The organism is Marinobacter similis (assembly GCF_000830985.1).
In the GTDB taxonomy this organism is placed as follows: domain Bacteria; phylum Pseudomonadota; class Gammaproteobacteria; order Pseudomonadales; family Oleiphilaceae; genus Marinobacter; species Marinobacter similis.
The window spans coordinates 174,548-199,905 of record NZ_CP007151.1 but is presented as its reverse complement, the minus strand read 5'-3'; the positions used below and the strand labels follow the sequence as shown (position 1 = coordinate 199,905).

15 protein-coding genes and 5 pseudogenes are annotated in these 25,358 nt (G+C 53.0%); 2 read left to right on the top strand and 18 right to left on the bottom strand.

Going from position 1 to position 25,358, the window contains the following annotated elements; translation table 11 throughout:
- Positions 1 to 10 precede the first annotated feature (10 nt).
- The 8 genes from AU14_RS00930 to prpD all read right to left on the bottom strand — a co-directional run bounded on the left by AU14_RS00930 (position 11) and on the right by prpD (position 9,460).
- Positions 11 to 937, bottom strand: coding sequence for an XrtA system polysaccharide deacetylase (locus AU14_RS00930; RefSeq protein WP_052471902.1), 927 nt, complete (start codon positions 935 to 937; stop codon positions 11 to 13).
- A gap of 31 nt (positions 938 to 968) precedes the next feature.
- Positions 969 to 2,333 (bottom strand): outer membrane beta-barrel protein, encoded by a 1,365-nt coding sequence (locus AU14_RS00925; RefSeq protein WP_236744260.1) that lies wholly within the window; start codon positions 2,331 to 2,333, stop codon positions 969 to 971.
- Positions 2,248 to 3,153 (bottom strand): P-loop NTPase family protein, encoded by a 906-nt coding sequence (locus AU14_RS00920; RefSeq protein WP_236744259.1) that lies wholly within the window; start codon positions 3,151 to 3,153, stop codon positions 2,248 to 2,250. Before AU14_RS00920 ends, AU14_RS00925 begins: the two co-directional genes overlap by 86 nt.
- A complete protein-coding gene (locus tag AU14_RS00915) occupies positions 3,153 to 4,673 on the bottom strand; it encodes an XrtA system polysaccharide chain length determinant (protein ID WP_041338237.1) in 1,521 nt (506 codons plus the stop codon). The genes AU14_RS00920 and AU14_RS00915 overlap by 1 nt, the downstream gene beginning before the upstream one ends.
- 41 nt (positions 4,674 to 4,714) lie before the next feature.
- On the bottom strand, positions 4,715 to 5,359 hold the full coding sequence (locus AU14_RS00910; RefSeq protein WP_041338235.1) for an XrtA/PEP-CTERM system exopolysaccharide export protein: 645 nt from the start codon (positions 5,357 to 5,359) through the stop codon (positions 4,715 to 4,717).
- Between the two features lie 63 nt (positions 5,360 to 5,422).
- Positions 5,423 to 6,835 (bottom strand): TIGR03013 family XrtA/PEP-CTERM system glycosyltransferase, encoded by a 1,413-nt coding sequence (locus AU14_RS00905; protein WP_041338233.1) that lies wholly within the window; start codon positions 6,833 to 6,835, stop codon positions 5,423 to 5,425.
- 201 nt (positions 6,836 to 7,036) lie between these two features.
- Positions 7,037 to 7,792, bottom strand: coding sequence for a PEP-CTERM sorting domain-containing protein (locus tag AU14_RS00900; RefSeq protein ID WP_094191113.1), 756 nt, complete (start codon positions 7,790 to 7,792; stop codon positions 7,037 to 7,039).
- Positions 7,793 to 7,975: 183 nt separating this feature from the next.
- Positions 7,976 to 9,460 carry a 2-methylcitrate dehydratase gene (prpD, locus tag AU14_RS00895; protein ID WP_041338228.1) on the bottom strand — a complete coding sequence of 495 codons (1,485 nt, stop codon included), beginning with the start codon at positions 9,458 to 9,460 and terminating at the stop codon, positions 7,976 to 7,978.
- A gap of 296 nt (positions 9,461 to 9,756) precedes the next feature.
- Here prpD and AU14_RS00890 point away from each other — a divergent pair, with 296 nt between their 5' ends.
- Positions 9,757 to 10,497: a THxN family PEP-CTERM protein gene (locus tag AU14_RS00890; protein ID WP_094191112.1), complete on the top strand. Its 741-nt coding sequence runs from the start codon at positions 9,757 to 9,759 to the stop codon at positions 10,495 to 10,497.
- A gap of 72 nt (positions 10,498 to 10,569) precedes the next feature.
- Here the strand turns inward: AU14_RS00890 and prpF are convergent.
- The 10 genes and pseudogenes from prpF to AU14_RS00840 form a co-directional block, all read right to left on the bottom strand.
- Positions 10,570 to 11,747, bottom strand: a pseudogene (gene prpF / locus AU14_RS00885) (2-methylaconitate cis-trans isomerase PrpF).
- Positions 11,744 to 14,340 (bottom strand): annotated as a pseudogene (gene acnD, locus AU14_RS00880) (Fe/S-dependent 2-methylisocitrate dehydratase AcnD). Before acnD ends, prpF begins: the two co-directional pseudogenes overlap by 4 nt.
- Before the next feature lie 83 nt (positions 14,341 to 14,423).
- Positions 14,424 to 15,553, bottom strand: a pseudogene (gene prpC / locus AU14_RS00875) (bifunctional 2-methylcitrate synthase/citrate synthase).
- A 45-nt stretch (positions 15,554 to 15,598) separates the two neighbouring features.
- Entirely contained in the window at positions 15,599 to 16,486 is an 888-nt protein-coding gene (prpB, locus tag AU14_RS00870) for a methylisocitrate lyase (protein ID WP_041338224.1), read from the bottom strand.
- A gap of 42 nt (positions 16,487 to 16,528) precedes the next feature.
- Positions 16,529 to 17,209, bottom strand: a complete 681-nt coding sequence (locus tag AU14_RS00865) for a GntR family transcriptional regulator (protein WP_041338223.1) — start codon at positions 17,207 to 17,209, stop codon at positions 16,529 to 16,531.
- A 110-nt stretch (positions 17,210 to 17,319) separates the two neighbouring features.
- Positions 17,320 to 18,904 (bottom strand): annotated as a pseudogene (locus AU14_RS00860) (glucan biosynthesis protein).
- 60 nt (positions 18,905 to 18,964) lie between these two features.
- A complete protein-coding gene (gene mdoH / locus AU14_RS00855; RefSeq protein ID WP_052472129.1) occupies positions 18,965 to 21,022 on the bottom strand; it encodes a glucans biosynthesis glucosyltransferase MdoH in 2,058 nt (685 codons plus the stop codon).
- A gap of 25 nt (positions 21,023 to 21,047) precedes the next feature.
- Positions 21,048 to 21,350 (bottom strand): hypothetical protein, encoded by a 303-nt coding sequence (locus AU14_RS00850; RefSeq protein ID WP_041338222.1) that lies wholly within the window; start codon positions 21,348 to 21,350, stop codon positions 21,048 to 21,050.
- A gap of 22 nt (positions 21,351 to 21,372) precedes the next feature.
- A complete protein-coding gene (locus AU14_RS00845; protein WP_041338221.1) occupies positions 21,373 to 22,914 on the bottom strand; it encodes a glucan biosynthesis protein G in 1,542 nt (513 codons plus the stop codon).
- 116 nt (positions 22,915 to 23,030) lie between these two features.
- Complete coding sequence (locus AU14_RS00840; RefSeq protein WP_041338220.1) at positions 23,031 to 24,095, bottom strand: ShlB/FhaC/HecB family protein; 1,065 nt, start codon at positions 24,093 to 24,095, stop codon at positions 23,031 to 23,033.
- A gap of 414 nt (positions 24,096 to 24,509) precedes the next feature.
- Between AU14_RS00840 and galU the strand changes: the two are divergent.
- A pseudogene (gene galU, locus AU14_RS00835) lies at positions 24,510 to 25,344 on the top strand (UTP--glucose-1-phosphate uridylyltransferase GalU).
- Positions 25,345 to 25,358 lie beyond the last annotated feature (14 nt).

The window sequence follows — 25,358 nt, the reverse complement described above, 5'->3', positions numbered from 1 at the left end:
CCGTGACACATCAGAATGGTTTCAGGACGGCTCCAGCTGCCACCTCGTGTTTACTGCTTTCAGTTGGTAATTCATCACTGCTCTTGTCTAGCACCCCTAGGCTCCGGAGCACCTCGCTCATGGTCGTAAACCGAAAATGCCCGAGCAGGTGGGTCAACCGCTCTTCACACACATCAAGATTGTTGTAGTGCCGGAACCGGGACAGCCATTTCACATCGAGCCTCGGCTGGCCAGGATCCACTTCCCAAGGGTGGAGGTAAAACACAAAGGGCTGGCCCTGGCGATTAATCGATCCCAATCCCCACCGGCTGAACCAGTATGGAAACAGCCGGAAATAGCCACCACCAGCAATGGGTAACGTGTAGCCTGGCAGTTTAAGAGTACTCAACGGAAACTCTGCCAGGTGATAGCCTTTATCGGTGGTTAAAGAGTGTGGCCAGCGCGGTGTTCCTGGCATTCCATAGCGATCATGGTGAACCGGAAAAATGGATGAATCCCAGGTAAAGCCCTCCTCAGCAAGTATGTCGAGCGCCCAACGGGATTCGTTGGTAATGGAGTAACTGGCAGCACGGTAACCGGTTACTCTCTTGCCGAGCAGGTCCTCGAGAATAGCCTTGGAACGCTTGGTTTCTTCACGAAATACGTCAGGAGTCTGCTTGTAAATTAGCTGATGGCTATAACCATGGCTGGCCACTTCGTGGCCGGCATTCGCTATACGATTAACCAGTTGAGGTGAACGTTCCGCGACCCAGCCCAGTACAAAGAACGTTGCCTTGACCGAAGCATTGTCAAAAAGCCCAAGGAGCCGATCCGTGTTGGCTTCAGCGCGATATTCCATGGATGCCCAGTCGTCGTATTTTACGGCTTCTGCGAGCGCAGCAACCTGAAAGTAATCTTCCACGTCAATCGTAAGCGCGTTATCGATTCCTTCCTTCATGGTTGAAGCCTCCTGCCTAGCCTTGCAGCGATTAACGGAATCGGTACTCGATGCCAAATAGAGCCCATGATTCCTGGAACTCCCGGGTCGGGACATCACTGTCCTTCTGCTCGTACCCCAGCTTTCCATACACCTTGAGCTCGCGGCTCATCAGGTAGTCAATGCCGAGCTCAAGATTGATCGTTTCGTCGTCTGATTGATCCTGTTCGTAGCTGGAATACCGGTAGTCGATTCCTGTATAGGCCGTCAGTAATTCGTTCAACGATCTGGAGTAACGCAGACCCAGACCAGCTGACTCTTCCAGTTCGTTGGTCTCTAACAAGTCCGTCTGATTGACGAAAACCCTTGCGTTCAGGCTGCTTCGATCAGAAAACACCTTATCAACGCCGGTCGACAATGCCGTTGTTTCAACGCTTATGCTCTCATTGAGATTGAACTCAAAATCGTCAAACCGGATATCGAAACTGGAAGTTCTATCTGTCAATTCCCTTGCAGCCCTGAGATACCAGCTGGTACTCGGATTGAGTGCTCGTGTCAGTTCCAGCTCACCAACAATTCCATCGTTGGTTTCGGAGGTGGAGCCGAAGCTGGTCTCAAGTTCGCTAATCCCGAGGGAGCCTGACAATACAGTGGTTGGCCAAACCTTGTTAAAGGTTACCTTGACGGTTTTAACGTCGATATCTGCCCCCGAATCGAGCTCGGTGCGACTGGCAACAGCAGAAATACCGCCGCTCAGTGTCTGACTAATCAGGCGGGTCCAGGCCATGGAGCCAATGTATCGCTCGCTATCCGTCTCATCGGGTTCACTGAATTCTGTATTTTCATATTTGGCATCAAAAACGAGAGCGTCAGCGCTCCCGAGACGCCACATGTAGCGAGGACCAGTGCTGAATAGATTCTTGCGTGTTCTATTTTCCGGAGTCTGAGTCTGGGTGCTGTCTTGGCTGACTTCACGAAGATTATTGTTTAGGCTCCAGAAAAAATTGCGTGCCAGCTCGCACTGGCTTTCAAGATCCATGTTCGCATCAGTTTCATTGCCGTAGGCATCATCAAGCCATGAGGAATAGCCCAGGGTCCCCTCAAAGCTGCCATTGCATCGACCAGGATCTGAAACGAAAGCTGCCATCACATAGGTCCGGCTCTCTTGATCGCTTTTCTCATTTGTCGCGGCTTTTCGGGCATTGTCGGAATGCCTTAAAGACTGGCCACCAATCACCTCTAGCTGGGCGCCTCCCACAACGGGCGCAAAAGCAAGCACGAAAGCAAAGAGAGACAGGCTGTGGGTTCGGAGCATCCTTTCTCCCATCCGATTAGCCATTGATGACTGCTCCAACAAACTTATCTGGATCGAAAGCCGTTGCTGCTTGCTCCACAGCAGAGGGTGTGATTTTTCCATGGGGCACGACGAGCATTCCGAAATCACAGAGCTCTGTAAGAATTCGTGCATCCGGCGACACTGAAATAGGAGCTGTGTCCAGAACGACAAAACGATCTGGATACCTTCTGCGTATCGCCTGCAGGAATTGCTTCATGCGGAAGGAAGTGAAAAACTCGGCCGGAGTTTCCCGGCGACTCCCTGCAGGAATCAACCTCAACCTGGGAATCCCCGTCGGATAGAGAATTCTTCCGATGTCATAGTCGGAGTCTTCCAGGTAATCTGTCAGGCCCGATTCCGGGAGCACGTCAAGACGGCTGTGCAAAGAAGGGTCCCTCAGATTACAGTCAATGACCAAAGCCGTTTTTGCCTGATCAAATGAAAAAGCGGCCGCTAGATTGAGTGCAACAAAGGAAGAACCCGCCATTTCAGAAGCACCACTGACCACCAAGGTGAAATTGTTTCCGCCAGAGAGCTCTAGTAACTTCGTTCTGAGGTTCCGGAATGTGTTAACCAGTGATCTGTTGGGAGATTCAGGATAGATAATTCGACGCTCATCAAGATCATCGGGCGTGAGCTTGCGGGGTTCCTGCATACGTACTATTTGTTTACTGATGAGGTACTTGTCGACCGCACCCGGGCCAAGTTCAAGGGAACTTGGCACCAGCAATTGAGAGTCATCCGCTTCTATATGCCCGAGCTCTTTCTTTAGTTTTTCCTTTCGGCGTCCGAAGAATTCATGCTCCTCAACGTCCGTTTTATTTCCATTGCCCCGCACTTGTCGCCTGCCCTTTAATTCAGGCGCACTTGCTCCAATATGGTCATCCTTCCAGTCAGTCATCAAATGACTCCAAATTGGGCAGCTACGACCACAGCTATATACGCTGAAATCGCAAGCACTGCGAAAATACCGATTAGTACAGTTACTTTTCTGTCTCGTCGTTTTTCGAATGGTGTTCGAACAAAAGGAATTTCCACTAACACCGGCAGACCGATATCGTCTTCCAACTGCTTTTTGGCACGGATTCTCGGATCAATCTGCAGAAAACCAGCGATCGTCCCGAACGGCGCCAGTAACCCGAGAAACAGGCCAGCTGCCGCAAAGTCAGAGAACCGGGGCCCAGATGGCTGGTTGGGGAATTGAGCCGATTCATTGATTCGGTAGTTAAGCCCTTGCCCCTCGATATCCAGATGCATCGAGACCCGGGCCTTTTCTCGACGTTTAAGAAGATCGTCGTAAATCTCGCGGTTCACTTCCATGTCACGAGTCAGTTCCGAATATTGTGCTTTGTTTTCCTGGATACGCTCCATTCGATCATTCTGTTGCTGGATCAAACGTTCAAGCGATGAAATGCGCGTGTTGGCTGTCGCCACATTGGCACGGGCTTCCGACAAAACCCCGCTTAACTCTTGGAAGACAGGGTTCACAGCACCCTCTTGTTCAGGCACGGTGTCAACGCGCTCTCGCGCCCCCAAATTTTTCGCGCGTTGTTTTCGAAGTTCGGCGATCTGCTCCCTGAGGATGACGATGTCAGGATAGGTGTCATGATATTGAAGTCTTAGGCTGTCAAGGCGCTCTTCGAGAGCTCTGATCCTCTCACGGTAACCATCCTCCGTTTTGCCTCGCGCAACTGTCTGACTCACTCCCGACAGTTGATTCTGCAGCGAACCAACACGGGCCATTAACTCTTCTTTTTCAAGCTTTGCCAACTCGAGCTGATTTCGGAGCTGGGCTAAGCGAGCATTGGCCTCAGCCTCAGTGCCATCGGTGTTTTCTGAGAGGAACAGCCTGAGACTGTTCTCTACTTCAGCAAGTTGAATTTCATAACTTTTCACCTGCTTATCGATGAAATCATAAGCACTTTGGCTTTCTGTTCTCTTTCTTTGATTAGACTCAGCGATGAAGAGCTGCCCAAGGCGTTGAGCAACGTAAAACGACTCAACTTGCGAATCAGCGGAAAAGCCAATACTGAAATAGCTATCACCACGAGGTTGAACAAACAAACCACCACGAACGCGCGCAATACGCTGTTCTATGCTTGCCGGGGTCATTGAGGCATTCGGGAACACTGAGGGGTCCCTCGCAATCTTCTCAATAACATTCCTTGTCATAAGAAGTTCCTGGGCCGCGGATGCCCGATCATTGATCTTAGTAGTCACAGCACGGCCTTCCATGAGAGGGCCAATAATATTTCGATCGTCCACGAAAATGACGACTTCAGATTTATACTTGTAGGGGAAGAAGAAACCAGCTCCCAAAACCGCAAAACTGACTAACACAAACATGATCAAAGCGGCCCATTTTCGATCCCGGAGCTCTCGAAGAATTTCATTCGGCAAATGCGAAAGAGGTAAAGCCATAGTCTCACCTGGCTGACATTAGTCTCGATAAACAAACCTTGTTAAAAATTACGTTCAGGAACTGACAGAATATCTCCCGGCCGCATTGGGTAGTTCGTCCGAATCTTCCCCTTGTTCAGTATGTCGTCCAGCATGATTGGTATGGCTACAACCTCACCGTCGAACTTCCTATACAGCATCGTGTTGTTCAGTGCGGCAAATTCGTTTGCCCCACCAGCATTAAGGAACATATCCAACACGGTCATACCACTTCTGTGAGGAATCGATAGTGGTTGCCGAACTGCACCGGTAACTCGAACCCGGTCAGTAAACTCATGACTGCCCATGGAAGTGACTACCACACTTACCTGAGGTTCACGAATGTACTGTGAAAGCGACTCCCGGATGGCAGCGGCTAACTGCTCGGGTGTTCTCCCACTAGCTGTCACATCTCCAACAAGAGGTACAGAAATCTTTCCATCAGGGCGTACGGGAACCGAAATACTTATATCCTGATTTCGCCATACGGAGACACGAACAACGTCAGTTGCACCGAGGATGTACTGGTCAACACTGTCCCGGACATCTATTGCCAACGCGCGTTGAATTTTTTCAGGTGAAGAGGAAGTAGGCGTAGCGCACCCTGTGAACACGGCTACCACCATTGAAAGAACTACCAGTCCCATAGGGAAATGCGTCCATGACATTTTCATACTCTCTTTGTTAATCCCTGCTGATTTCAATGTTTCGGAAGAAACTGACTTCCGAAACTACCGTGACCCTTTCTTGAACAACACGACTTCCACTGTTTGAATTATAATCAACAAATCCAGAAGCAGGCTTTGATTTTTGATGTAATACAAGTCATAGCGAAGTTTTTCGCGAGTATCTTCTTCGCTGTCAGCATAGGCAAAGCACAGCTGAGCCCACCCGGTTATTCCCGGCTTCACCCTATGGCGTTCATTGTAGTAGGGAATTTTTTTTGCCAGCTCTTCTACGAATACGGGTCGCTCAGGTCGCGGGCCAACAAAGGCCATGGTGCCGTTAAGTACATTAAAAATTTGTGGGAGCTCGTCGATTCGCAATTTACGGATAAACTCTCCGACGCGTGTAACGCGGCTATCATTTTTTTGGGCCCACACCGCACCGTTTTTTTCTGCGTCCGCGCGCATGGAACGGAACTTGTGCACTTTGAATACCTTTCCATTCAGGCCTACGCGTTCTTGGCTATAAAAAACTGGGGCACTTAACCCATCCTCGATTTTGATAGCAATTACAGTGAAAACCATCAAGGGCAAACCACCAATGAGCAGTAAGCCTGAAGCCAGCACATCCAATGCGCGCTTGCTAAAGCCAGACACGGTCGACACAGTGAAACCGTCTGAAAAAACAAGCCAACCATGGCTTATCATTTCCAGTGCTACCTTACGGGATTCGCTTTCGTAAAAATTGGCACCGTCCACAACTCGGACCCCTTCCATCTTGCATTCCAGCAAATCGTCCATTGGCAGATGCTTACGGCGATCATCAGCCGCAACCACGATCTCAGTAATTCGATGCTCCAACGCATACTCTCGGAGCGTACGAGGGGGTTGTACGAGGTGCTCGGCTTCAATCTCCACGGACTCACCTGCAATCGGAATAAACCCCCGTAAGGTAAATCCCTTCCTGCTGAGAGGAGATTGCAAATCGTCAAGCAACTGCCGAGCACGAGAGCCTGCTCCAAGCACCAGTACTCTCCGTTTGAAAGTTTCCTTTCCAACCATGCCAAAGAAAAGAGTTCTGGCAATGCCTAAAAGAAAAAAACCGAATACTGACGCAGTGGTCAGCACATCAGTTGTACCTAGGTACCAAAGCCACTTGGGCGCCATTAAATAGGACAAGCCGGATAGAGGCAGGCTTAAAATCAGCGACATGATGGTGCGCAACATCATGCCTGTCATACCCTCTTCAATTCGAGACTGATGAACAGCCAGCGAGATCATCACCAGAAGGTTAAAGAAGCCAAATACAATCGCCGCAGGTAGAACGTATCCAATGTGTTGAACGAAGAACGTCACATCTCCAAAAAAACGGAAAAAAGCCGCAAGGCTAAAAGCGCATACCAAAACGACGAGGTCGATCAGACCCAGGATGATGAAAGGTAGATGAATATAGTGTCTGAACAATCTGACGTGGGCCACGTCGACTCCTTGTGCCGTTCATACTGCTCTGCCGAGCGTCCTGCATCGGAAATCTTATTCTTTGGAAAGTGTAATCCAAAAGCTGTAAACCTCAATCGGTCTCTGATCAGCCTAGCTCTCAAGTAGGTGTAAATTTTTCTGACAGAAAAAAACCCCCTTGATCAGGGGGTTTTTTGAAGTGACACTCCGGTCACTCTCATATTACTGGGCACGACGGCGTATAAGGCTGATGCCCATCAAGCCCAACCCCAACAGAGCGAGTGTTCCAGGCTCTGGCACCTTGCCGATAGTCACATTGTCGATACCGAAACCATCGTTGTTGTGGTTTGATCGGAATACCAGGCTCGCAATCGCTACATCGCTTGTGAAGCCTAAATAGTAGGCCGCTCCATTCGACTGAGCGCCTGTGAAGATGTCATTCATGTTGTAAGTTACTGCTGACTGATCCTCAAAAACAATATCGAAAAGGCCGCCGACGTCGTTAGGGTCTGTAATGTAAAAGCCAACAGCTTTATACATGCCCGCAATGGAAAACTTCATTTCTCTGGAATCCATGCTGTCGAGCCAATTCTTATTGTCGGTTTCATGGGGCATGGGGAAACGCCCCCCAAAAGGACTGTTGGCCGCATTCAGTACCGCCAGGCCAGCGGAACAGCTGAACCCATCATCGTTGCAAGCAGCGCTTCCGTTGCCACCTGCCGCTAACTGTTCGAACTTGCCAACAGATGTATTGATGACAGAGGATTGACCGGTTGAGTTGGAGGCTGCAGTAAAACCTTCAAATGTTTCGGTAGTCGAGGATGTTAAATATGAGAAGAATTGGGCTTCGGCTGCTTCTGCTGCTGCCTTTCCAGGTCCGCTCACAGATACATCAATCAATGCCGCATTAGCTGTGGACATTGATAAAGCTGATACTAATGCAATACCTGCGAATCGCGCTGCGAAAATATTCTTCATGTTAGTTCCCTTGCCTCTGCCCTGTAATTCGTTGAGTGGACAAATGTTAGAAAGCAAGTAAGGGGCCAACTAATTATTTTATATTTTTCATTGGCTTAGAAAACACCTCTGCAGTGCATGTAAAATTTTTCGACTTTTTATTACGAGCAACAATAAGCAACCGGCTAAAAGCTCAGCACCTGATTACGCCTTTAGAAGCTCAAGCAATTCATTTACTGGCAGACACTCCAACTTTTTTTGGTCTTGAAAAACATCAACAATGCGATCACATCTCTGCGATGGAAACCGGGTTTCAAGGCTTTTCCTGAACTTTTCCTTCAGGAGAGGAATCCCCTGCTCACGGCGGCGCCGATGACCTAGGGGATACTCTACCGTCACTTGCTCGGTATGGCTGCCATCCTTAAAAAACACCTGAACCGCATTAGCTATAGAGCGCTTATCGGCCTCTAGGTACTCTCGAGTGAATCGTTCATCCTCAATCACCTCCATTTTGTTACGGAGCTCATCGATGGCCGGGTGCCCCTCGTGGAAGTCATTCTCGTAGTGCTCAGCAGTCAATTCGCCGAATATTAGTGGCACTGCAGTCATGTATTGCAGGCAGTGATCCCTGTCGGCTTCATTGGCAAGCTTGCCTACTTTAGAAATGATGCGTATCGCGGACTCATGAGTAGTGATTACAACTTTGTCAATGTCTTGCAGTCGATCCCGAACCTCCGGATGGAGTGAAACCGCTGCCTCAGCGGCCGTCTGGGCGTGGAACTCCGCCGGAAAAGAAATCTTGAAGAGGATGTTTTCCATCACGTAAGAACCGAGTTCCTGTGGAATCGAGAATTTTCTTAGAGAGTCAGGCTTCAGTTTTTGGTCTTTATTGGTTTTGCTGAACAACACATCGTAAAACCCCCATTGAGGGGCGGTAAGAGCTCCTGGTATTCCCATCTCACCACGCATGGCGATATCCGCCAGCCGCACAGCTCGGGAGGTAGCATCCCCTGCAGCCCAGGATTTTCTGGATCCGGCATTAGGTGCGTGCCGGTAGGTTCGTAGCGCTTGTCCATCAACCCAGGCGTGCGACAGGGCCGAAAGAAGCTGCTCACGATTAGCACCCAAGAGTTTCGCGACCACGGCAGTGGATGCAACTTTGACCAGCACCACGTGATCCAGTCCCACACGATTGAACGAATTCTCCAATGCCAACACACCCTGAATTTCATGAGCCATAATCATGGCTTCCAACACAGTTCGCGTTGTCAGGGGCGCTTTGTCCTCGGAAATCTGCTTTTGCGAGAGGTGGTCGGCAACCGCGAGTATCGCACCGAGGTTGTCGGAGGGGTGGCCCCACTCCGCTGCGAGCCAGGTGTCGTTGAAATCCAGCCAACGAACTATGCAGCCGATATCCCAAGCCGCCTTCACCGGATCAAGGCGGAATGAAGTTCCAGGAACCCTGGCTCCATTAGGAACGATCGTTCCATCTACCATCGGCCCAAGGTGCTTGGTGCACTCAGGAAAACGCAACGCAAGCATTCCACAGCCAATTGTGTCCATCAGGCAATAGCGTGCCGTATTCCACGCTTCTTCGCTGTCAATGCTATAGGTGAGGACGTAGTTTGCGATCCACTGCAAAACCTCGTCGTAATCCGGTCGCTCATTGAAATCAAAGGTTTGTGACATGGTAATAGCTCCCTGTTCTGTTTTGTCCCACTTTAAAGCCTAGCCTAGACGGTCAAACAACCTACAGCACCCGGGCCCGAGCCCGTTAATCGTTCAAGTAGTGTCTATATTCTTTACATTTAATGGAGACCTACCGCTCCTAATCTCTGCCCTTACTTTGTACCCTATTGATATATCGAAAAAATGAAAACTTGGTTGGTTCCTTGCTTGAGAGGGATATCCGAGGCTCAAGCGCTTTAGGGTTTTTAGAAAGGAAAAGACATTGGTGTTAGAACCGAAAACAGGGAAGCCAAATCATGAAAAATATACTCGTTCCTATGTCTGTTCTGATTTCGACACTATTCTTTGCGATGCCCGCCTCGTCAGTAGCGATCTACGCCACGGATGTTAGTGGGACCTGGACTGCCGCCACTCCGGGATCCCCCAGCGTTTCAGGTATTGGCACCGATACAATCAAGTGGGGAAACCCAACTTATCGTGGTAGACAGAGTGGATATTCGTTTGAGGGGTACGCACCGCCCAGCTTTGAGATTGAAGAAAACAGCCCGTTCGCTTTGGGCAAGTTCCTCCATTACAACTACCCAATTACTGGCTCAAGTCTGCAAACGGCTTCTCTGCTCGTTTCAACCACGCTTCTGATCGATGGGGCATCAAAGACGATTGAATCCGTGTTCGATTTCGAGCATTGGGAAACTAAAAACCATCCCCGAAGCGGCATGTGTGCTAATGGCGGTAATAACCGACAAGGTGTAAATTATTTCGGTTGCGCCGACCGGGTAACTTTCAGCCGCAATGAAGGTTCTTCGGAGGAATTCGTCGTTGGAAACACAGCCTACTATCTCGACCTCTCGGGATTTTTCTATGATAGTGAGTTAGCGAGCGAGTTCTGGACCAAGGAGAAACGGAACAACAAAGCTGTCCTTGGGGGTCTAATTAAAGCTCGAGCCTTCCAGGTTCCAGAGCCCTCAACGCTGGCCCTGTTCGGACTCGCTTTGCTGGGATTTGCCGCTCGCAAGAGGTTGGCCAGAAACTGCTAATTCAAAGTGCTTAGACATAAAATAAAAAGGGCTGGTCTCTAGACCAGCCCTTTTTATTTAAGCATTCAACGTTTAAAAGGAATTTCCTGGCACTCTTACCCAACCCTCCATCAGGATTCGGGCACTGCGACTCATGATCGCTTTAGTCGCCGTCCACTGACCATTTACCTGGCTGGCCTCGGCCCCCACACGCAAAGTGCCCGAGGGGTGGCCAAAGGTGACGTCAGTACGATCGCCGCCGCCAGCAGCGAGGTTCACCAGCGTTCCTGGCACGGCTGAAGCCGTTGCAATCGCTACAGCAGCGGTTCCCATCATGGCGTGGTGCAGTTTGCCCATGGACAAAGCACGCACCAGGACATCAATGTCTCCGGCCTTGATCTGCTTGCCACTGGAAGACACGTAGTCGACCGGAGCAGCTACAAACGCCACTTTCGGTGTGTGCTGTCGGCCGGCTGCCTCGTCCACATGACCAATCAGACCCATCTTGAGCGCACCGTGAGCCCGAATGGTCTCGAACATGGCCAGAGCCTTGGGGTCGCCATTAATGGCGTCCTGCAATTCGGTACCGGTGTACCCAATGTCTTCGGCATTAACAAAGATGGTTGGGATACCGGCATTGATCATGGTGGCGCGCAGGGTTCCGACACCCGGAACCTCCAGATCATCGGCCACGTTTCCCGTTGGGAACATCGCCCCGTCGCCATCGGCCGGTCCATGAATTCCACCTGGACCTCGGCTGCGGGAAAGGTCACCCCATCCAGCTCAAAATCACCGGTTTCCTGCACTTCACCATTGGTGATCGGAACCTGGGCAACAATGGTTTTCCGGATGTTCGCCTGCCAGATACGAACCGTGCAAAAGCCATCCTCGGGGATCCGGTCCTGGGACACGAACCCGCCATTGATGGCAAAGGCGCCGACGGCAGCCGTCAAATTGCCGCAATTGCCACTCCAGTCCACAAACGGCTTATCGATGGACACCTGCCCGAACAGGTAGTCGACATCGTGGTCCGGCTGCGTCGGCTCGGCCAGGATCACCGTTTTACTGGTGCTCGAGGTTGCACCGCCCATACCGTCGGTCTGTTTCTGATACGGATCCGGGCTACCGATAACCCGCAGCAGCAGCTTGTCCCGGGTTTCACCCGGCACCTGAGCTGCCTCAGGCAGGTCCTGAAGCCTGAAGAACACGCCCTTGCTGGTTCCGCCACGCATGTACGTGGCGGGAACTCTTACTTGCGCTGGATGGCTCATGCGGCGCCCTCCGCCTCCAGGAAGTCCTGAGCGAACCGCTGCAGAACACCGCCCGCGGTATAGATGGAGAGCTCCTCAGCGGTATCCAGGCGACAGATCACCGGTACATGCTCGGTGCTGCCGTTTTTACGATGAATAACCAGCGTCATTTCCGCTTTCGGCGCGGCAGTACCTTCCACGTCGTATGTCTCGGTGCCATCAAGCGCCAGGGTCTGACGGGTTGTGCCGTCTTCAAACTGAAGGGGCATAACGCCCATACCCACCAGGTTGGTCCGGTGGATTCGCTCAAACCCTTCCGCAACAATGGCTTCAACGCCCGCCAGGGCAACGCCTTTGGCCGCCCAGTCACGGGAGGAGCCCTGACCATAGTCGGCACCGGCAATGATGATCAGCGGCTGTTTGCGCTCCATGTAGGTTTCGATTGCTTCCCACATGCGCGTCACTTTGCCTTCGGGCTCGACTCGCGCCAGCGAACCTTGCTTCACATTGCCATTTTCATCCCGAACCATTTCATTGAACAGTTTCGGGTTGGCAAAGGTGGCACGCTGCGCCGTTAGGTGGTCACCACGGTGGGTCGCGTAGGAGTTGAAGTCTTCCTCCGGCACGCCCATTTTGTGCAGGTATTCACCCGCCGCACTGTTCATCATAATGGCGTTGGACGGCGACAGGTGGTCGGTGGTGATGTTGTCCGGCAGGATCGCCAGCGGACGCATGCCCTTGAGCGCCTTTTCCCCGGCCAATCCACCTTCCCAATAAGGCGGGCGGCGGATGTACGTGCTCTGCGGACGCCACTCGTAGTTCGGGTTGGTTTTGGCGTTAGCATCACGGGTGATGTCGAACATCGGAATGTAGGTACTACGGAACTGTTCCGGCTTAACACTGGTTTTAACGATGGAGTCGATTTCCTCATCGCTCGGCCAGATGTCTTTCAGAGTGACCGCATTACCTTCCTGGTCGTAACCCAGAACATCCTTTTCAATATCGAAGCGGATAGTGCCTGCGATCGCGTACGCCACAACCAGCGGTGGTGATGCCAGGAACGCCTGCTTGGCGTAGGGGTGAATACGGCCGTCGAAATTACGGTTGCCGGACAGAACAGCCGTTGAGTAGAGATCGCGGTCAACGATTTCCTTCTGGATTTCCGGATCCAGCGCACCACTCATGCCATTGCAGGTGGTACAGGCAAAGGCAACAACACCAAAGCCAAGATTCTCCAGCTCAGGTAGCAGATCGGCTTCTTCCAGATACATCTTGACCGTTTTGGAGCCCGGTGCCAGTGACGACTTCACCCAGGGCTTTCGGGTCAGGCCCAGCTTGTTTGCATTACGGGCGATCAGGCCAGCGGCTACCATGTTCCGCGGGTTCGAGGTGTTGGTGCAGCTGGTGATGGCGGCGATGATGACCGCACCATCCGGCATCTTTCCCTCTTCCTGCTCCCATTCGCCGGCAATGCCACGCTTGACCAGCTCGGAGGTGGGCAGGTGTGCGTGGGGATTGGACGGTCCGGCAAGGGTTCGCTCAACTGTGGAAAGATCAAAGGTCAGAATCCGCTCGTATTCCGCGGACTTCAGGCTGTCGGCCCACAGGCCTGTGTGCTTGGCGTAGTTCTCGACCAGCGCAACCTGATCATCTTCGCGCCCGGTCAGTTTCAGGTAATCAATGGTCTGGCCATCGATATAGAACATAGCGGCGGTAGCACCATACTCTGGCGTCATGTTCGAGATCGTTGCGCGGTCGCCAACCGTCAGGCTGTCGGCGCCCTCGCCAAAGAACTCAAGATAAGCACCGACCACACGTTCCTTACGCAGGAATTCGGTCAGTGCCAGTACCATGTCCGTACTGGTGATACCCGGGCGCAGCTTGCCCGTCAACGCAACACCAACTATGTCCGGTAGACGCATCATGGATGCTCGGCCGAGCATAACGCTCTCCGCTTCCAGGCCACCGACGCTACAGAAATAACGCCCAGCGCGTCGACCATCGGGGTGTGACTATCGGTACCCACACAGGTATCCGGAAACGCCACGCCGCCGCGTGATTGCACCACCGGAGACATCTTCTCCAGGTTGATCTGGTGCATGATGCCGTTGCCCGGTGGAATCACATCCACGTTTTCGAACGCGGTCTTGGTCCAGTCGATGAAATGGAACCGGTCGTCGTTGCGACGGTCTTCAACCGCCCGGTTCTTTTCAAACGCGTCTTTCTCGAAGCCCGCGTGTTCGACGGCCAGCGAATGGTCGACGATCAGCTGCGTTGGCACGACCGGGTTGACTTTGGCTGGGTCGCCGCCCTTCTCCGCAATCGCGTCCCGGAGACCGGCCAGGTCGACCAGGGCGGTCTGACCAAGAATGTCGTGACACACCACGCGGGCGGGATACCACGGGAAATCCAGATCCCGCTTGCGCTCGATCAGCTGTTTCAGGGAGTCAGTTAGCATCTCGGGATCGCAACGGCGAACCAGCTGCTCTGCCAGAATCCTCGAGGTGTAAGGAAGCTTTTCGTAGGCCCCCGGCTGAATGTCTTCAACAGCCTGACGGGTATCGAAATAATCCAGGTCGGTGCCCGGTAGCGGTTTGCGGTAGTCAGTATTCATGGCCAGAAACTCATATCGGAAAATCGAAGGTGTGAGCGGAAACCGGCGCTCTCCTCAACTCGCGGGAGAGCGCCCTGCCCGTCTTATGGACGCTCGTCGATGGGCACCCACTTCGAGTCCGCCGGGCCGGTGTATTCAGCACTGGGGCGGATGATGCGGTTGTTTTCCCGCTGTTCTTTCACGTGTGCGGTCCAACCGGAAACCCGAGACATCACAAAAATAGGCGTGAACAGCTCGGTCGGGATTCCCATGAAGTGGTACGCCGATGCGTGGAAGAAATCGGCGTTGCAGAACAGTTTTTTCTCGCGCCACATCACCTCTTCACAACGGACCGACACCGGGTAAAGCACGGTATCGCCGACTTCATCCGCCAGCTTCTTGGACCATTGCTTGATGATGGCATTACGCGGGTCGGATTCCTTGTAGATGGCATGGCCAAAGCCCATGATCTTCTCTTTCCGAGCCAGCATACCCATCAGGCCTTCTTCCGCCTCGTCCGCTGTCTGGAACTTCTGAATCAGCGCCATGGCGGCTTCGTTAGCACCACCATGCAACGGCCCACGGAGGGTACCGATGGCGCCGGTCACGCAGCTGTGGATGTCGGACAGAGTGGAGGCACAAACGCGGGCAGTGAAGGTGGACGCATTGAATTCGTGCTCCGCGTACAGGATCAGGGACACGTTCATCACCTTCTCATGCAACTCGCTGGGCTTTTTGCGTGAAGCAGTTCCAGGAAGTGGCCACCGATGGAATCTACATCACTGTCGGTTTCGATCCGCACACCCTCGTGGGCGAAGCGGTACCAGTATGTGATGATGGATGGGAAGGCCGCCAGCATACGGTCGATCTTGTCATCCTGTTCGGAAAAATCCGCTTCCGTTTCCAGGTTGCCCAGCATAGAACAACCGGTCCGCATGACGTCCATCGGATGGGCGTCTTTCGGGATTTGTTCCAGTACAGTCTTCAGCGCATCCGGCAAACCACGCAGGCTATGCAGCTTCTGCTTGTAGGCGTCCAGCTCCTGACGATTTGGCAGCTTGCCCCTTAAAAGCAGGTAAGCGATTTCTTCAAACTGCGCCTTTTCGGCCAGATCGGCGATTTCATAACCTCGATACGTCAGGCCCGCTCCGGATTGGCCGACAGTACACAGCGCCGTTTGGCCAGCTACCTGTCCGCGCAGACCAGCGCCTTCGAGTTTCTTCGCTTCAGCCATTGTTCCTCTCCCTCATCTCAAGATGATCATCAGTCACGTATCGAATTAGTTTTTTTGTTGCTGGAAGAGTTGGTCCAGCTTCTGTTCAAACTCGTGGTAGTTCAGGAAATCGTAGAGTTCCATCCGCGTCTGCATGAGGTCAACGACATCTTTCTGATCGCCTTTGTCCAGAATGTTCTGGTAAACCGTCAGGGCCGCCTTGTTCATGGCACGGAAAGCACTCAGCGGATAGAGCACCATGTCAGCGCCGGCTTCTCCCAGTTCTTTGCGGTTATACAGAGGCGTGGCGCCAAACTCGGTGATGTTTGCCAGAATCGGCACGTCTAGCGCCTCAGAGAAAGCCTTGTAGTGCTCAAGTTCGGTAACCGCTTCCGCAAAGATACCGTCTGCCCCGGCCTCGATACAGGCCTTCGCGCGCTCAATGGCGGCATCCAGGCCTTCCTTCTGGAACGCATCGGTGCGGGCCATAATGAAGAAATCATCGTTTTCACGGGCGTCGACGGCCGCCTTGATGCGATCGACCATTTCTTCCTGGGATACGATCTCCTTGTTGGGCCGGTGTCCGCAGCGCTTCTGGGCAACCTGGTCCTCAATATGGACAGCAGCAGCACCGGCACGTTCCATTTCCCGAATGGTGCGGCCAATATTGAAAGCACCGCCCCAGCCAGTGTCGATATCCACCAGCAGCGGCAGATCACTGGCTGCAGTAATCCGGCGAACGTCCTCAACCACGTCGTTCATCGTGGTCATTCCGAGATCCGGCAAACCATAAGAGGCGTTGGCCACACCGCCACCGGACAGATAGATGGCCTGGTGCCCTACTTTCTGAGCCATCATTGCACTGTAGGCATTGACGGTTCCAACAATCTGGAGCGGCTTATTTTCGTTCAGGGCTTTCCGGAAACGGGCGCCCGGAGATAGTTTGCTGGACATAGTGCATTTCCTCTTCGTTCGAATTAGTTGGCTCGAATTAACTCAGATAGTTAACACGCCATCTTGAATCTGTTTTTCAATATTTCGGCGAGCAGCGTTAATGTGTCTTTTCATCAGAAATTCGGCGAGTTCGCCGTCGCGCTGGGCGATGGCTTCGACGATACGGCGGTGTTCCCCGAGCGCACGATGGGGGCGCCCGGCTGAGGTGCTTAACCGGTAACGGTACATTCGCACCATGTAATACAGATCGCCCAGTAGCATCTGGGCCAGTTTGGTATTGCGGCTACCGGTGGCGATCCGGTGATGGAAATCGTAATCCCCTTCGGCTTGATAGTAGGCCTGTCCCTGGGCTTCGTCGATCATTTGTTCATGGGCATCCAGGGTAGACTGCAGATCAGCGATTTCGCTGTCGGTCATCCGTTCGGCAGCCTGGCGCGCAGCCAAACCTTCCATGTTCTCACGAATTAGATAGAGCTCAAGGAGTTCGGCAGCGCTTACCGCCACCACTTTGACACCGGCATGGGGCCTTCGTACTAATAGACCACGAGACTCCAGGCGACCAATCGCCTCCCGAAGAGGCCCACGGGTAAGATTAAAGCGGGTACAAAGCTCAAGTTCGCCGATTTTTTCGCCAGGCGCGAGCTCACCTTTTACGATTGCCGTTTGCAGACAATCAAACGCTTCATCAGCTCTTGTGTATACCGGAGGGCTATTTTCTCTCATGCTTTGTCAACAAAACCGAAGTAATTTCGAGAAAACTACTCCTCGCATCGGTTATTGTCAACAAAGCAGCGATTGGAACCGAATAAATTGTTAACATATCAGTTCGTCATTCAATACAGTTTGCGCTCATCCATAGGGGGTGGCGAGTACTGATACACCCAGGTTTCAGTCAGCACTTCCTGGCCAACCTTGAGCACCACTGAAAGGTTGATTGGCTCCAGGGAATCATCAGGAACAAGATCGAACATAACCCGATACCCTTTAATAGATGCCAGCGGGCGGGCAGACGTTATTTCCACCGAACCACGGCTAACCGATATTTCAGGCTCTATCCCGGCATCGTCTCCGAGCATTTCGAGCATCCCACCGGCAAAATCGATAGCAAACCGGCGAGAGAAGTACTCGCGCTCCTGGCCAACAACGCCACCCAATCCAGTTCGGGTTGCGCGTGCAGTCGCCAACTCCCCCGTGCCCAATGGCAACTCGGTTCCCCAATTCAGACGATAACCGAACAGGTACTCAGTCCCTGGTTTCAGGGCTTCCTCCGGGTTCCAGTACGCGACGATGTTGTCGAAGGTTTCGTCAACGGTCGAGATCTCAACCAGGTCAATGCGCCCTGCCCCCCATTCGTTCTTCGGCTCTACCCAAAGACTAGGCCGACGCTCATAGAAAACGCCGTCGTCCTGATAGTGACCAAAATTTCTGTCCCGCTGAAGCAGCCCGAATCCTTTTGGACTATTGTCAACAAAACTGTTGTATCTCAACTCCCTTGGATTGACCAATGGCCGCCAGATCCATTCACCATGACCGGTGCGGATTGAGAGGCCGTCGGAGTCATGGATTTCCGGACGCCAGTCATAGCCCATGCGCCGATCGTTCTCGCCCACTTGATACATGCTTGTTAAAGGCGCAATACCTATCCGATCCAGTTGCTTCCGTGGGTAAAGGGCGACATCGACGTCCATGACAAAGTTTGCGCCTGGGTCCAACACGAAAGCATATGCACCGGTAACACTCGGTGATTCCAGCAGAGCCCAGACTCTTAATGCACGAGCCCCCGGCTTGGGCTTTTCCAACCAAAATGCCGAAAATCGGGGGAACTCCTCTTCTTCTGGGCTGGCTGTATCAATCGCCAGCCCTCTCGCCGACATGCCATATTGCTTTTCCTTGCCCACCGCCCTGAAATAACTTGCCCCAAGAAACGCGGCGAGGTCGTATTGGAAGTCACTGTGGTGATGCAGTCGAAAACCGGCAAAGCAGATTGGAAGGCAGCTCTCCCAGCGGCTGCTCGCCCTCGTACTCGAAATACTCCGGATCGTAAGCAAGCTCAGTGGCCTGACCGTCGACGACTTCATGGATTTTTACAGGGGTCTGGAAATACAGTCCCAGATGGAAGAGCTGTATTTGATAGGGTAATGCGGCGTCACTCCACAGGGCATGCTCGGGCCTGAACCGTATCGCCTGATAGTCATCCCAGGACAGATCCTTCAGAGATTGCGGCAGTTCTCCTTTTTTGGATCGAAAATCCTGCGCTGCAAGATGCCTGGCATGCCCTTTAAGCCATTCGTAACTGAATGGCTTGCTCTCGCCGTAGCCTGCATTGCCCTCTTTTCCAGCTGCGTACAGAAAACCGGCCGGAAGGGCTTGAATTCCGACACCCGCCGCAAAAAGCTGCAATAAAAGTCGTCGATCCATTTCTACAATCTCCCAATATCGAAACCTGAAACGTTCGCAACGGATTCCCAACACCTTTATCTATGTTTTCTGGTTCGCTGCCGTGCTGGTCAGGAGCTGAATAATCCGCCCCCAGTAACTGTCTTTTGGCGTTCTCCAGGCCATACGGTGAAGCTCTCTCAACGTCGCCTTATCGCGTGCAATCTGCGCCACTTCCGAATTGGTGAGCGCACCAGGTCCCTGCTCTACGCAACGATCACGGAGCCGATGTAGCCTGGTCTGGCGAACCGCATTACTAGCATCTCGTCCCAATGACTGATGGACCTGGTTTATTCCTGGAACCAGCACTGCCTGCTGGAAAGGCGTCAGAACAGTCGCTGGCCGCTCTTCCGATCGATAACCCCGGGCACGGGTAAGCAACGAGATTGGACGCCGCTCCTCTGGAATCATCAGTATTCCTTTATTAAGCAGGCCAATCCCAAGGGCCTGGCGGCTAAGCAGAACTGACGTTGGTGCTGACAATATCAATGGCACAGCCACAGGTAAGGACCAGAAGAAGAACAGAGGATCAAGCGTCCAGGCGAACCCCGCCCAACTGGCACCCACTGCCATTGCAGGCAACTGGGATCTAAAGCCACTCGACCAGGTCATCTCGTCGGTGCGATTCTGTCCGGCCCATTTCAGCGACAGATTAAGCAAAGCTGCGATAACGAACCGGCTATGGGCCAACATCCGTATCGGCGCCAGCAGAACCGAGACTGCGATCTCGACGAACACACTGATCAGCAAGCGAGGTAGTCCACCAAACGATGTCGTCGTTCGATGGATCATAGAATCGAAAATCGCCAGGAATTTTGGCAGGAACAGCAGCATCAGAGTACTCAAGGCCAAACCCAGGGCCCACTCGGGTCGCCATTCCGGCCAAAGCGGAAACAGCCCCTGATGCCCCTCAGGAAAATAGTCGATCGGCGCCAGCGTCATTTGAGCCGCTTCAATGCTAGTCAGTATCAGAAACGCCAGCCACAGTGGCGAGGCGAGATAGGCCATGATGCCGTTCAGGAATGCCATTCGGTGGGCAAACCGAATCCCCGGTTCTCGCAACATAATCCAGAGGTGTTGCAGGTTACCTTTAGCCCATCGATTGTCCCTGGCCAATTCGTCGCCCAAAGTTGGAGGCGATTCCTCATAACTTTCGCCAAGGTTCGGCTCCAGCCAGACCTCATAGCCAGCGCGCCCTATATAGGCGGCCTCAACGAAATCATGACTCATGATCGGGCCGCCAAACAGGCCGCGTCCCGGGAGCTTGCGCAATCCACAATGCTTCATGAACGGCTCAATACGCAGGATGGCATTGTGCCCCCAGAACGCCGCATCACCCATTTGGATAGCCGCCAGGCCGGTGGCAAATAGTGGCGAATAAAACCGGTTGGCAAACTGCTGGATACGCGCGAACAAGGACTGTCCGTTAATGACGTTGGGGTTCGTTTGCAGGATGCCAATGCGGGGCTCACGCTCCATCAACCGAACCATGCGCACCAGCGTACGACCACTAAGTAGGCTATCGGCGTCCAATACGATCATGTATTTGTGCCAACGGCCCCAACGGCGCAAAAAGTCCGCCACATTGCCACTCTTGAAATTAAGGTTGACTGGCCTGCGCCGGTAGAAAATCCGCCCTTCAGCACCCAACTCCCGGATCAAGTCGCTCCAGGCCACTTGCTCTTCCAGCCAGACATCCGGATTCCGGCTATCAGAGAGAATATAGAACTCGAAACTGTCCAGCTGGCCCTGGTCCGCGATATCTTGATAGACAGCCTTCAGACCATCCAGAGTCCAGCGGACTGGCTCATGGTAGATAGGAAGTATGACCGCCGTTTTCTTCAGAGGTGTGGCGTCCAGTTCGTCATCGGAATGGCGCTTAAGGCGAGAGTGGCGATCGCCACCGGTGATTCTAATGACGAAGCCCCAGACTGCTGTCCAGAAACCGACGGCGATCCAGGCATACAGAATGGCAAAGAGAAAAAGGAGCCCCAGCTCCAGAGGGGTATGGCCATGATAGGGCAGGATCCACAACAGATAGTATCCGGCGACGGCAGTTTGGCCGAACACCAGCAGTGCCATCAGGGATCTCCTGACCATGGCCACACGGCGCCAACGAGGGCTCTCAGTGGGATCCACGTTGTTCTCCCGTTGCTGGCGAACGCGCATAGCCTATACTGCCCCGCTTCAGCGGCGGAGCCGCAGCAGCCACCGCGACCCGCGTTGCCGGGAAATAGTCCTCCATGCGGTCCATGGCCGCATTCAGTACAGCACTCGTTGCGTCGTCGCCTCTCTGGGACACAGATTCAATGGCGTCATCAATCAGTAGTAAAAGCTGCCGAAAACGGTCATTGGTCATTGTCACATCGGACTCTCTCAAATAACCGTAGAGCCGATTGAAAATATCCTGAAACGCCATGTCATCCATATGGCTTGCTCCCTCTACCCGTTCATTCCGGCTGCTGGCGAAGCACACTGTCCGCTCCGAGCTCATAGGTCCACGTCTCAGTGAGCGGCTCACCATCCAGACTCAGGAACCCCCTTAAGGTCAGGCTCTCACTCGGAGTCGACTGGGCCAGAACGGACAACCGCCAAACATCTTTGGCCTCAACGTATTGCACAAAATGCTCGAGCACTTCTACGCCTTCTCCGCCCGAGACGTTGCTTATGACAGCTGCATCCGCAGCAAGAGAATCAAGCGATCCGTCTTGAAAATCGATGACAAACCGATAGGCGTTTTCGTTCGCGACGGCTCCTTCATTCCCGCCGATAAAGGTTGCCGTCGTGTGTCCTCCTGGTTGCTGACTGACTTCTGGCTGCCCGAAATGGAGCCTGTAGCTGAGCTTTACGGCATCTCCCGCACGAGCAGGTTCGTCTGGCGTCCAGAACGCGACAGTGTTGTCATTCGCCTCGGACTTGCTGGGAATTTCAACCAAGGCAACCTGACCGCTACCCCAATCGCCCTTGGGTTCCACCCAGGCACTTGGCCGGCTTTCGTAAAGGGCCTCGCTGTCTTCAAAGGATTTGAAGTGCTGGTCCCTCTGCATCAGCCCAAAGCCTGCCAGGCGCTCTACATTGTGATAGCTCAAGCGGAGCTTTTCCGGGTTGACCAGCGGACGCCACAACCATTCGCCCGTAGCCTTGTCATGAATCACGAGACCATCGGAATCGTGGACTTCCGGGCGCCACTGACCGCGTGGTTTCCGGGAGTTTTCACCGTAATAAAACATCGACGTTAGCGGCGCAAAGCCAGGTTGTTCGACGTCGTTGCGATAAAACAGCCGCGCATCAACGTCAATTTCGGTGTTTTCGCCGGGAGATACGGTGAATTGATATGCGCCGGTCAGGGATGGGCCGTCCAACAACGCTAAAACCACCATCTCGTCGGCGTCATTGTCGGGGCGAACCAGCCAGAATTTTGTGAACGCCGGAAACTCCTCACCTGAAGGCAGTCCAGTGTCAACAGTCACCGCTCTGCCAGAGAGGCCGAACACCTGCTCCCGACCAACGCCCCGGAAATAGCTGGCCCCGCCAAACACCAGGAACTGGTCGGCGGCGTCAGAGTTATTCAGCGGGTACGTCAGTTTGAAGCCAGAGTATCCAAGATCGGCAGGAATTCGCTTTCCAAGCTCTTCATCTGGATAGCTAAAATGACTCTTGCTGAACGGTATTTCGCGCACACCCTCGCTATCCACGATATTCAGCTCAACCGCATGGGAATAAACGCTTCCAGGCTGCATCATCATGATCTGAAACGGAGAACCTGATGAACGCCAGACACTGGATTCGGGCCGAAATTGAATTGACTGGTAGCGGGAATAGCTGAGGTCGCGAAGAAATTGGGGGACCGGTTCGGGAGCCGTATATTCGGAGGTAGAAAGAGTTCGTGCCTGATTAACCACTTCGTTGAATGTGAATGCCTGAACACCGCTTGGCATAAGCATTAAACAGAGCAACGGAAAAACCGGTCGCAACTTTCTCGAATCGATCATCAAATGAACTCCTTGCGCTAGTTTTCGGGTGCCCATCCTTATGGCCAAGCACCTGATATGAAAAACGATAAGCGCAGAGAGTCACAAGTGACATCTTTGTAAAGGCTCGGTAAAAGCTACAGACCTACAGAAAACGACAGGGATAAATCAGGGCGGGTCGGCACTTCCATCATACCGTCTGAGGCATCGAGTATCTTACCGACGCTCATGGCGGCACTGAAATCCCGGGCGGCCAGTCTCAAAGAGAGCTCACCGACGCTCGCATTCCCGGAACGTTCACCGGTGAAATCGAGATTTGGAGTCCACCCCCGTAATACCGACATAGTTACCGAGGAGCGAACAGCTGAGAAAAGCGGCAGCTGGAATTTGGGGCTTCCGGCATGCAACTTCAGCCAACCGCCTTCAGGGGCTTGCCGGCTTTTGCCGTTATATCCGATCGCCAGTGACGGGCCCGCAACAGACTGCCATTCCGACTCTGGCAAATCACTGTCAGCAAACTGATAACGCCCGCCCAGCCCAAAGGTCCAGTCATGGGCCTTCTTGCTAAGCGATGCCGACAAGGCTAACTTCTGGAACCTATCCCGGCTTACATCCCCACCACTGGCATGATCCACTTCCTGCAAATCGACGCCACCGAAGGCGGCAATACTGGCAGAGGATGTCACTCCCGATAAGAGCTGCCCCTCTTTTCGGGCTTCAATTCCCAATTTTGACAACTGATGGAGCGAGTCCTCCTCCCAGCCCCGATCTTCGGTAACCGTTTTCTTCTCGACCGAGTGGGAGAGTACACCGCTAAAATTTAGACCGCGCCAGGAAAACCACCGCCGGGTTCCAGTCAGCTTCAGTGCCCGCTGAGAGCGGTCTGAATCGAATCTGTGGCCAGAACCTACCGAAAACCCCGAGTAATCGCTTGCCTGATACTGGAAGCCAAGAACAATATCTGACAAGGAAATGCCATAGTTCAGGGCCAGTTGGTTCGTGTCCTCACCGTTTCGCCAGCCGTTTGAATCCTGATAATTGATGCCAAATTGGTGCTGGGACCAAATAAGGTCGTTGCCGACAAGACCCAGGGTATCTCTTATCTGATCTCTATTTGCGTCGGTTTTGCCTGAGAAACGGACCTTGGAAGCGACATAACGAGTTACCGACTCCAGAACGTTGCCTGGGTTCAGGTTTAGCATTGGTATGCCTTGGGGAGCTGACGCGAAGGTCCAACTCGGGAGGACACACAGCAATATGGCGCTAAAGCAAGCAGGACGCACTGGCCACCTTTCAGACGCGGGGTAAATTGGCGGTAATAAGATTGCGGTACTTTATCGTTTCAACCGCCGGCCTGGCCATGCTTTCTTGCCATTCCTTACAAATTTAATCTCATAGGAAACCGAAGCTTATCTGTATGTTTGAAAGTCATGTCTAAATGTTTCTATTATGTAATATCAAGCCTGGAAGATTACTTTTCGTTGCGATTCACCCAACAGAGCTCCATTTCCCGCCAGAACTTGTTTAAACTCGTGAAAACTCAAGGATTGCCTTCATCGAAGCGACCAGTACTAAGCTTCAGAGGCTGAAAACTTGCTCGACTAAGGACGAACTCAATGATCAAAAAATGCCTGTTCCCCGTTGCCGGCTACGCACCCGCTTTCTCCCCGCCACCAAGGCTATGCCGAAAGAGATTTTGCCGATCGTAAACAAGCCTCTGGTCCAATACGGCGTAGAGGAAGCGGCTGAGGCTGGCATCCGCGAGTTCGGGTTTGTCACCGGTCGAGGCAAACGCGCCATAGAAGACCATTTCGACATCAGCTATGAGCTCGAGCATCAGATTGCAGGGTCCGGCAAGGAAGACCTACTGGCGTCAATCCGCGACCTGATCGACAACAACACCTTTGCCTTTACCCGGCAAAATGAGATGAAGGGGCTGGGCCACGCGATACTGACCGGACGAAACCTGATTGGTGACAACCCCTTCGCGGTGGTGCTGGCGGATGACTTCTGCCTGGGCCCGGACGATGATGAGGGTGTGCTGGCGCAAATGGTTAAACTGTATAACCAATTCCGGTGCTCCATCGTCGCGATTGAAGAGGTTCCTGAGGATGAAACCCACAAATACGGTGTGATCGCAGGCGAGTCAATGAAGGATGGTCTGTACCGCATCACCGACATGGTTGAAAAACCGGCACCGGAAGATGCGCCCAGCAATCTTGCCATCATTGGCCGGTACATCCTCACTCCGGACATCTTCGACATTATTGAGCGGACGCCAGCAGGCAAGAATGGTGAGGTCCAGATTACCGATGCCCTGATGGAGCAGGCCAAAAATGGCTGTGTGCTGGCCTATCAGTCAAAGGTCGTCGATTCGATTGCGGCAGCATCGATGGCTTTGTCGAAGCCACCAATTATGTTTATGAGAACATATACAAGAAGGGCAAGTGATCCAGTCGGCGGAG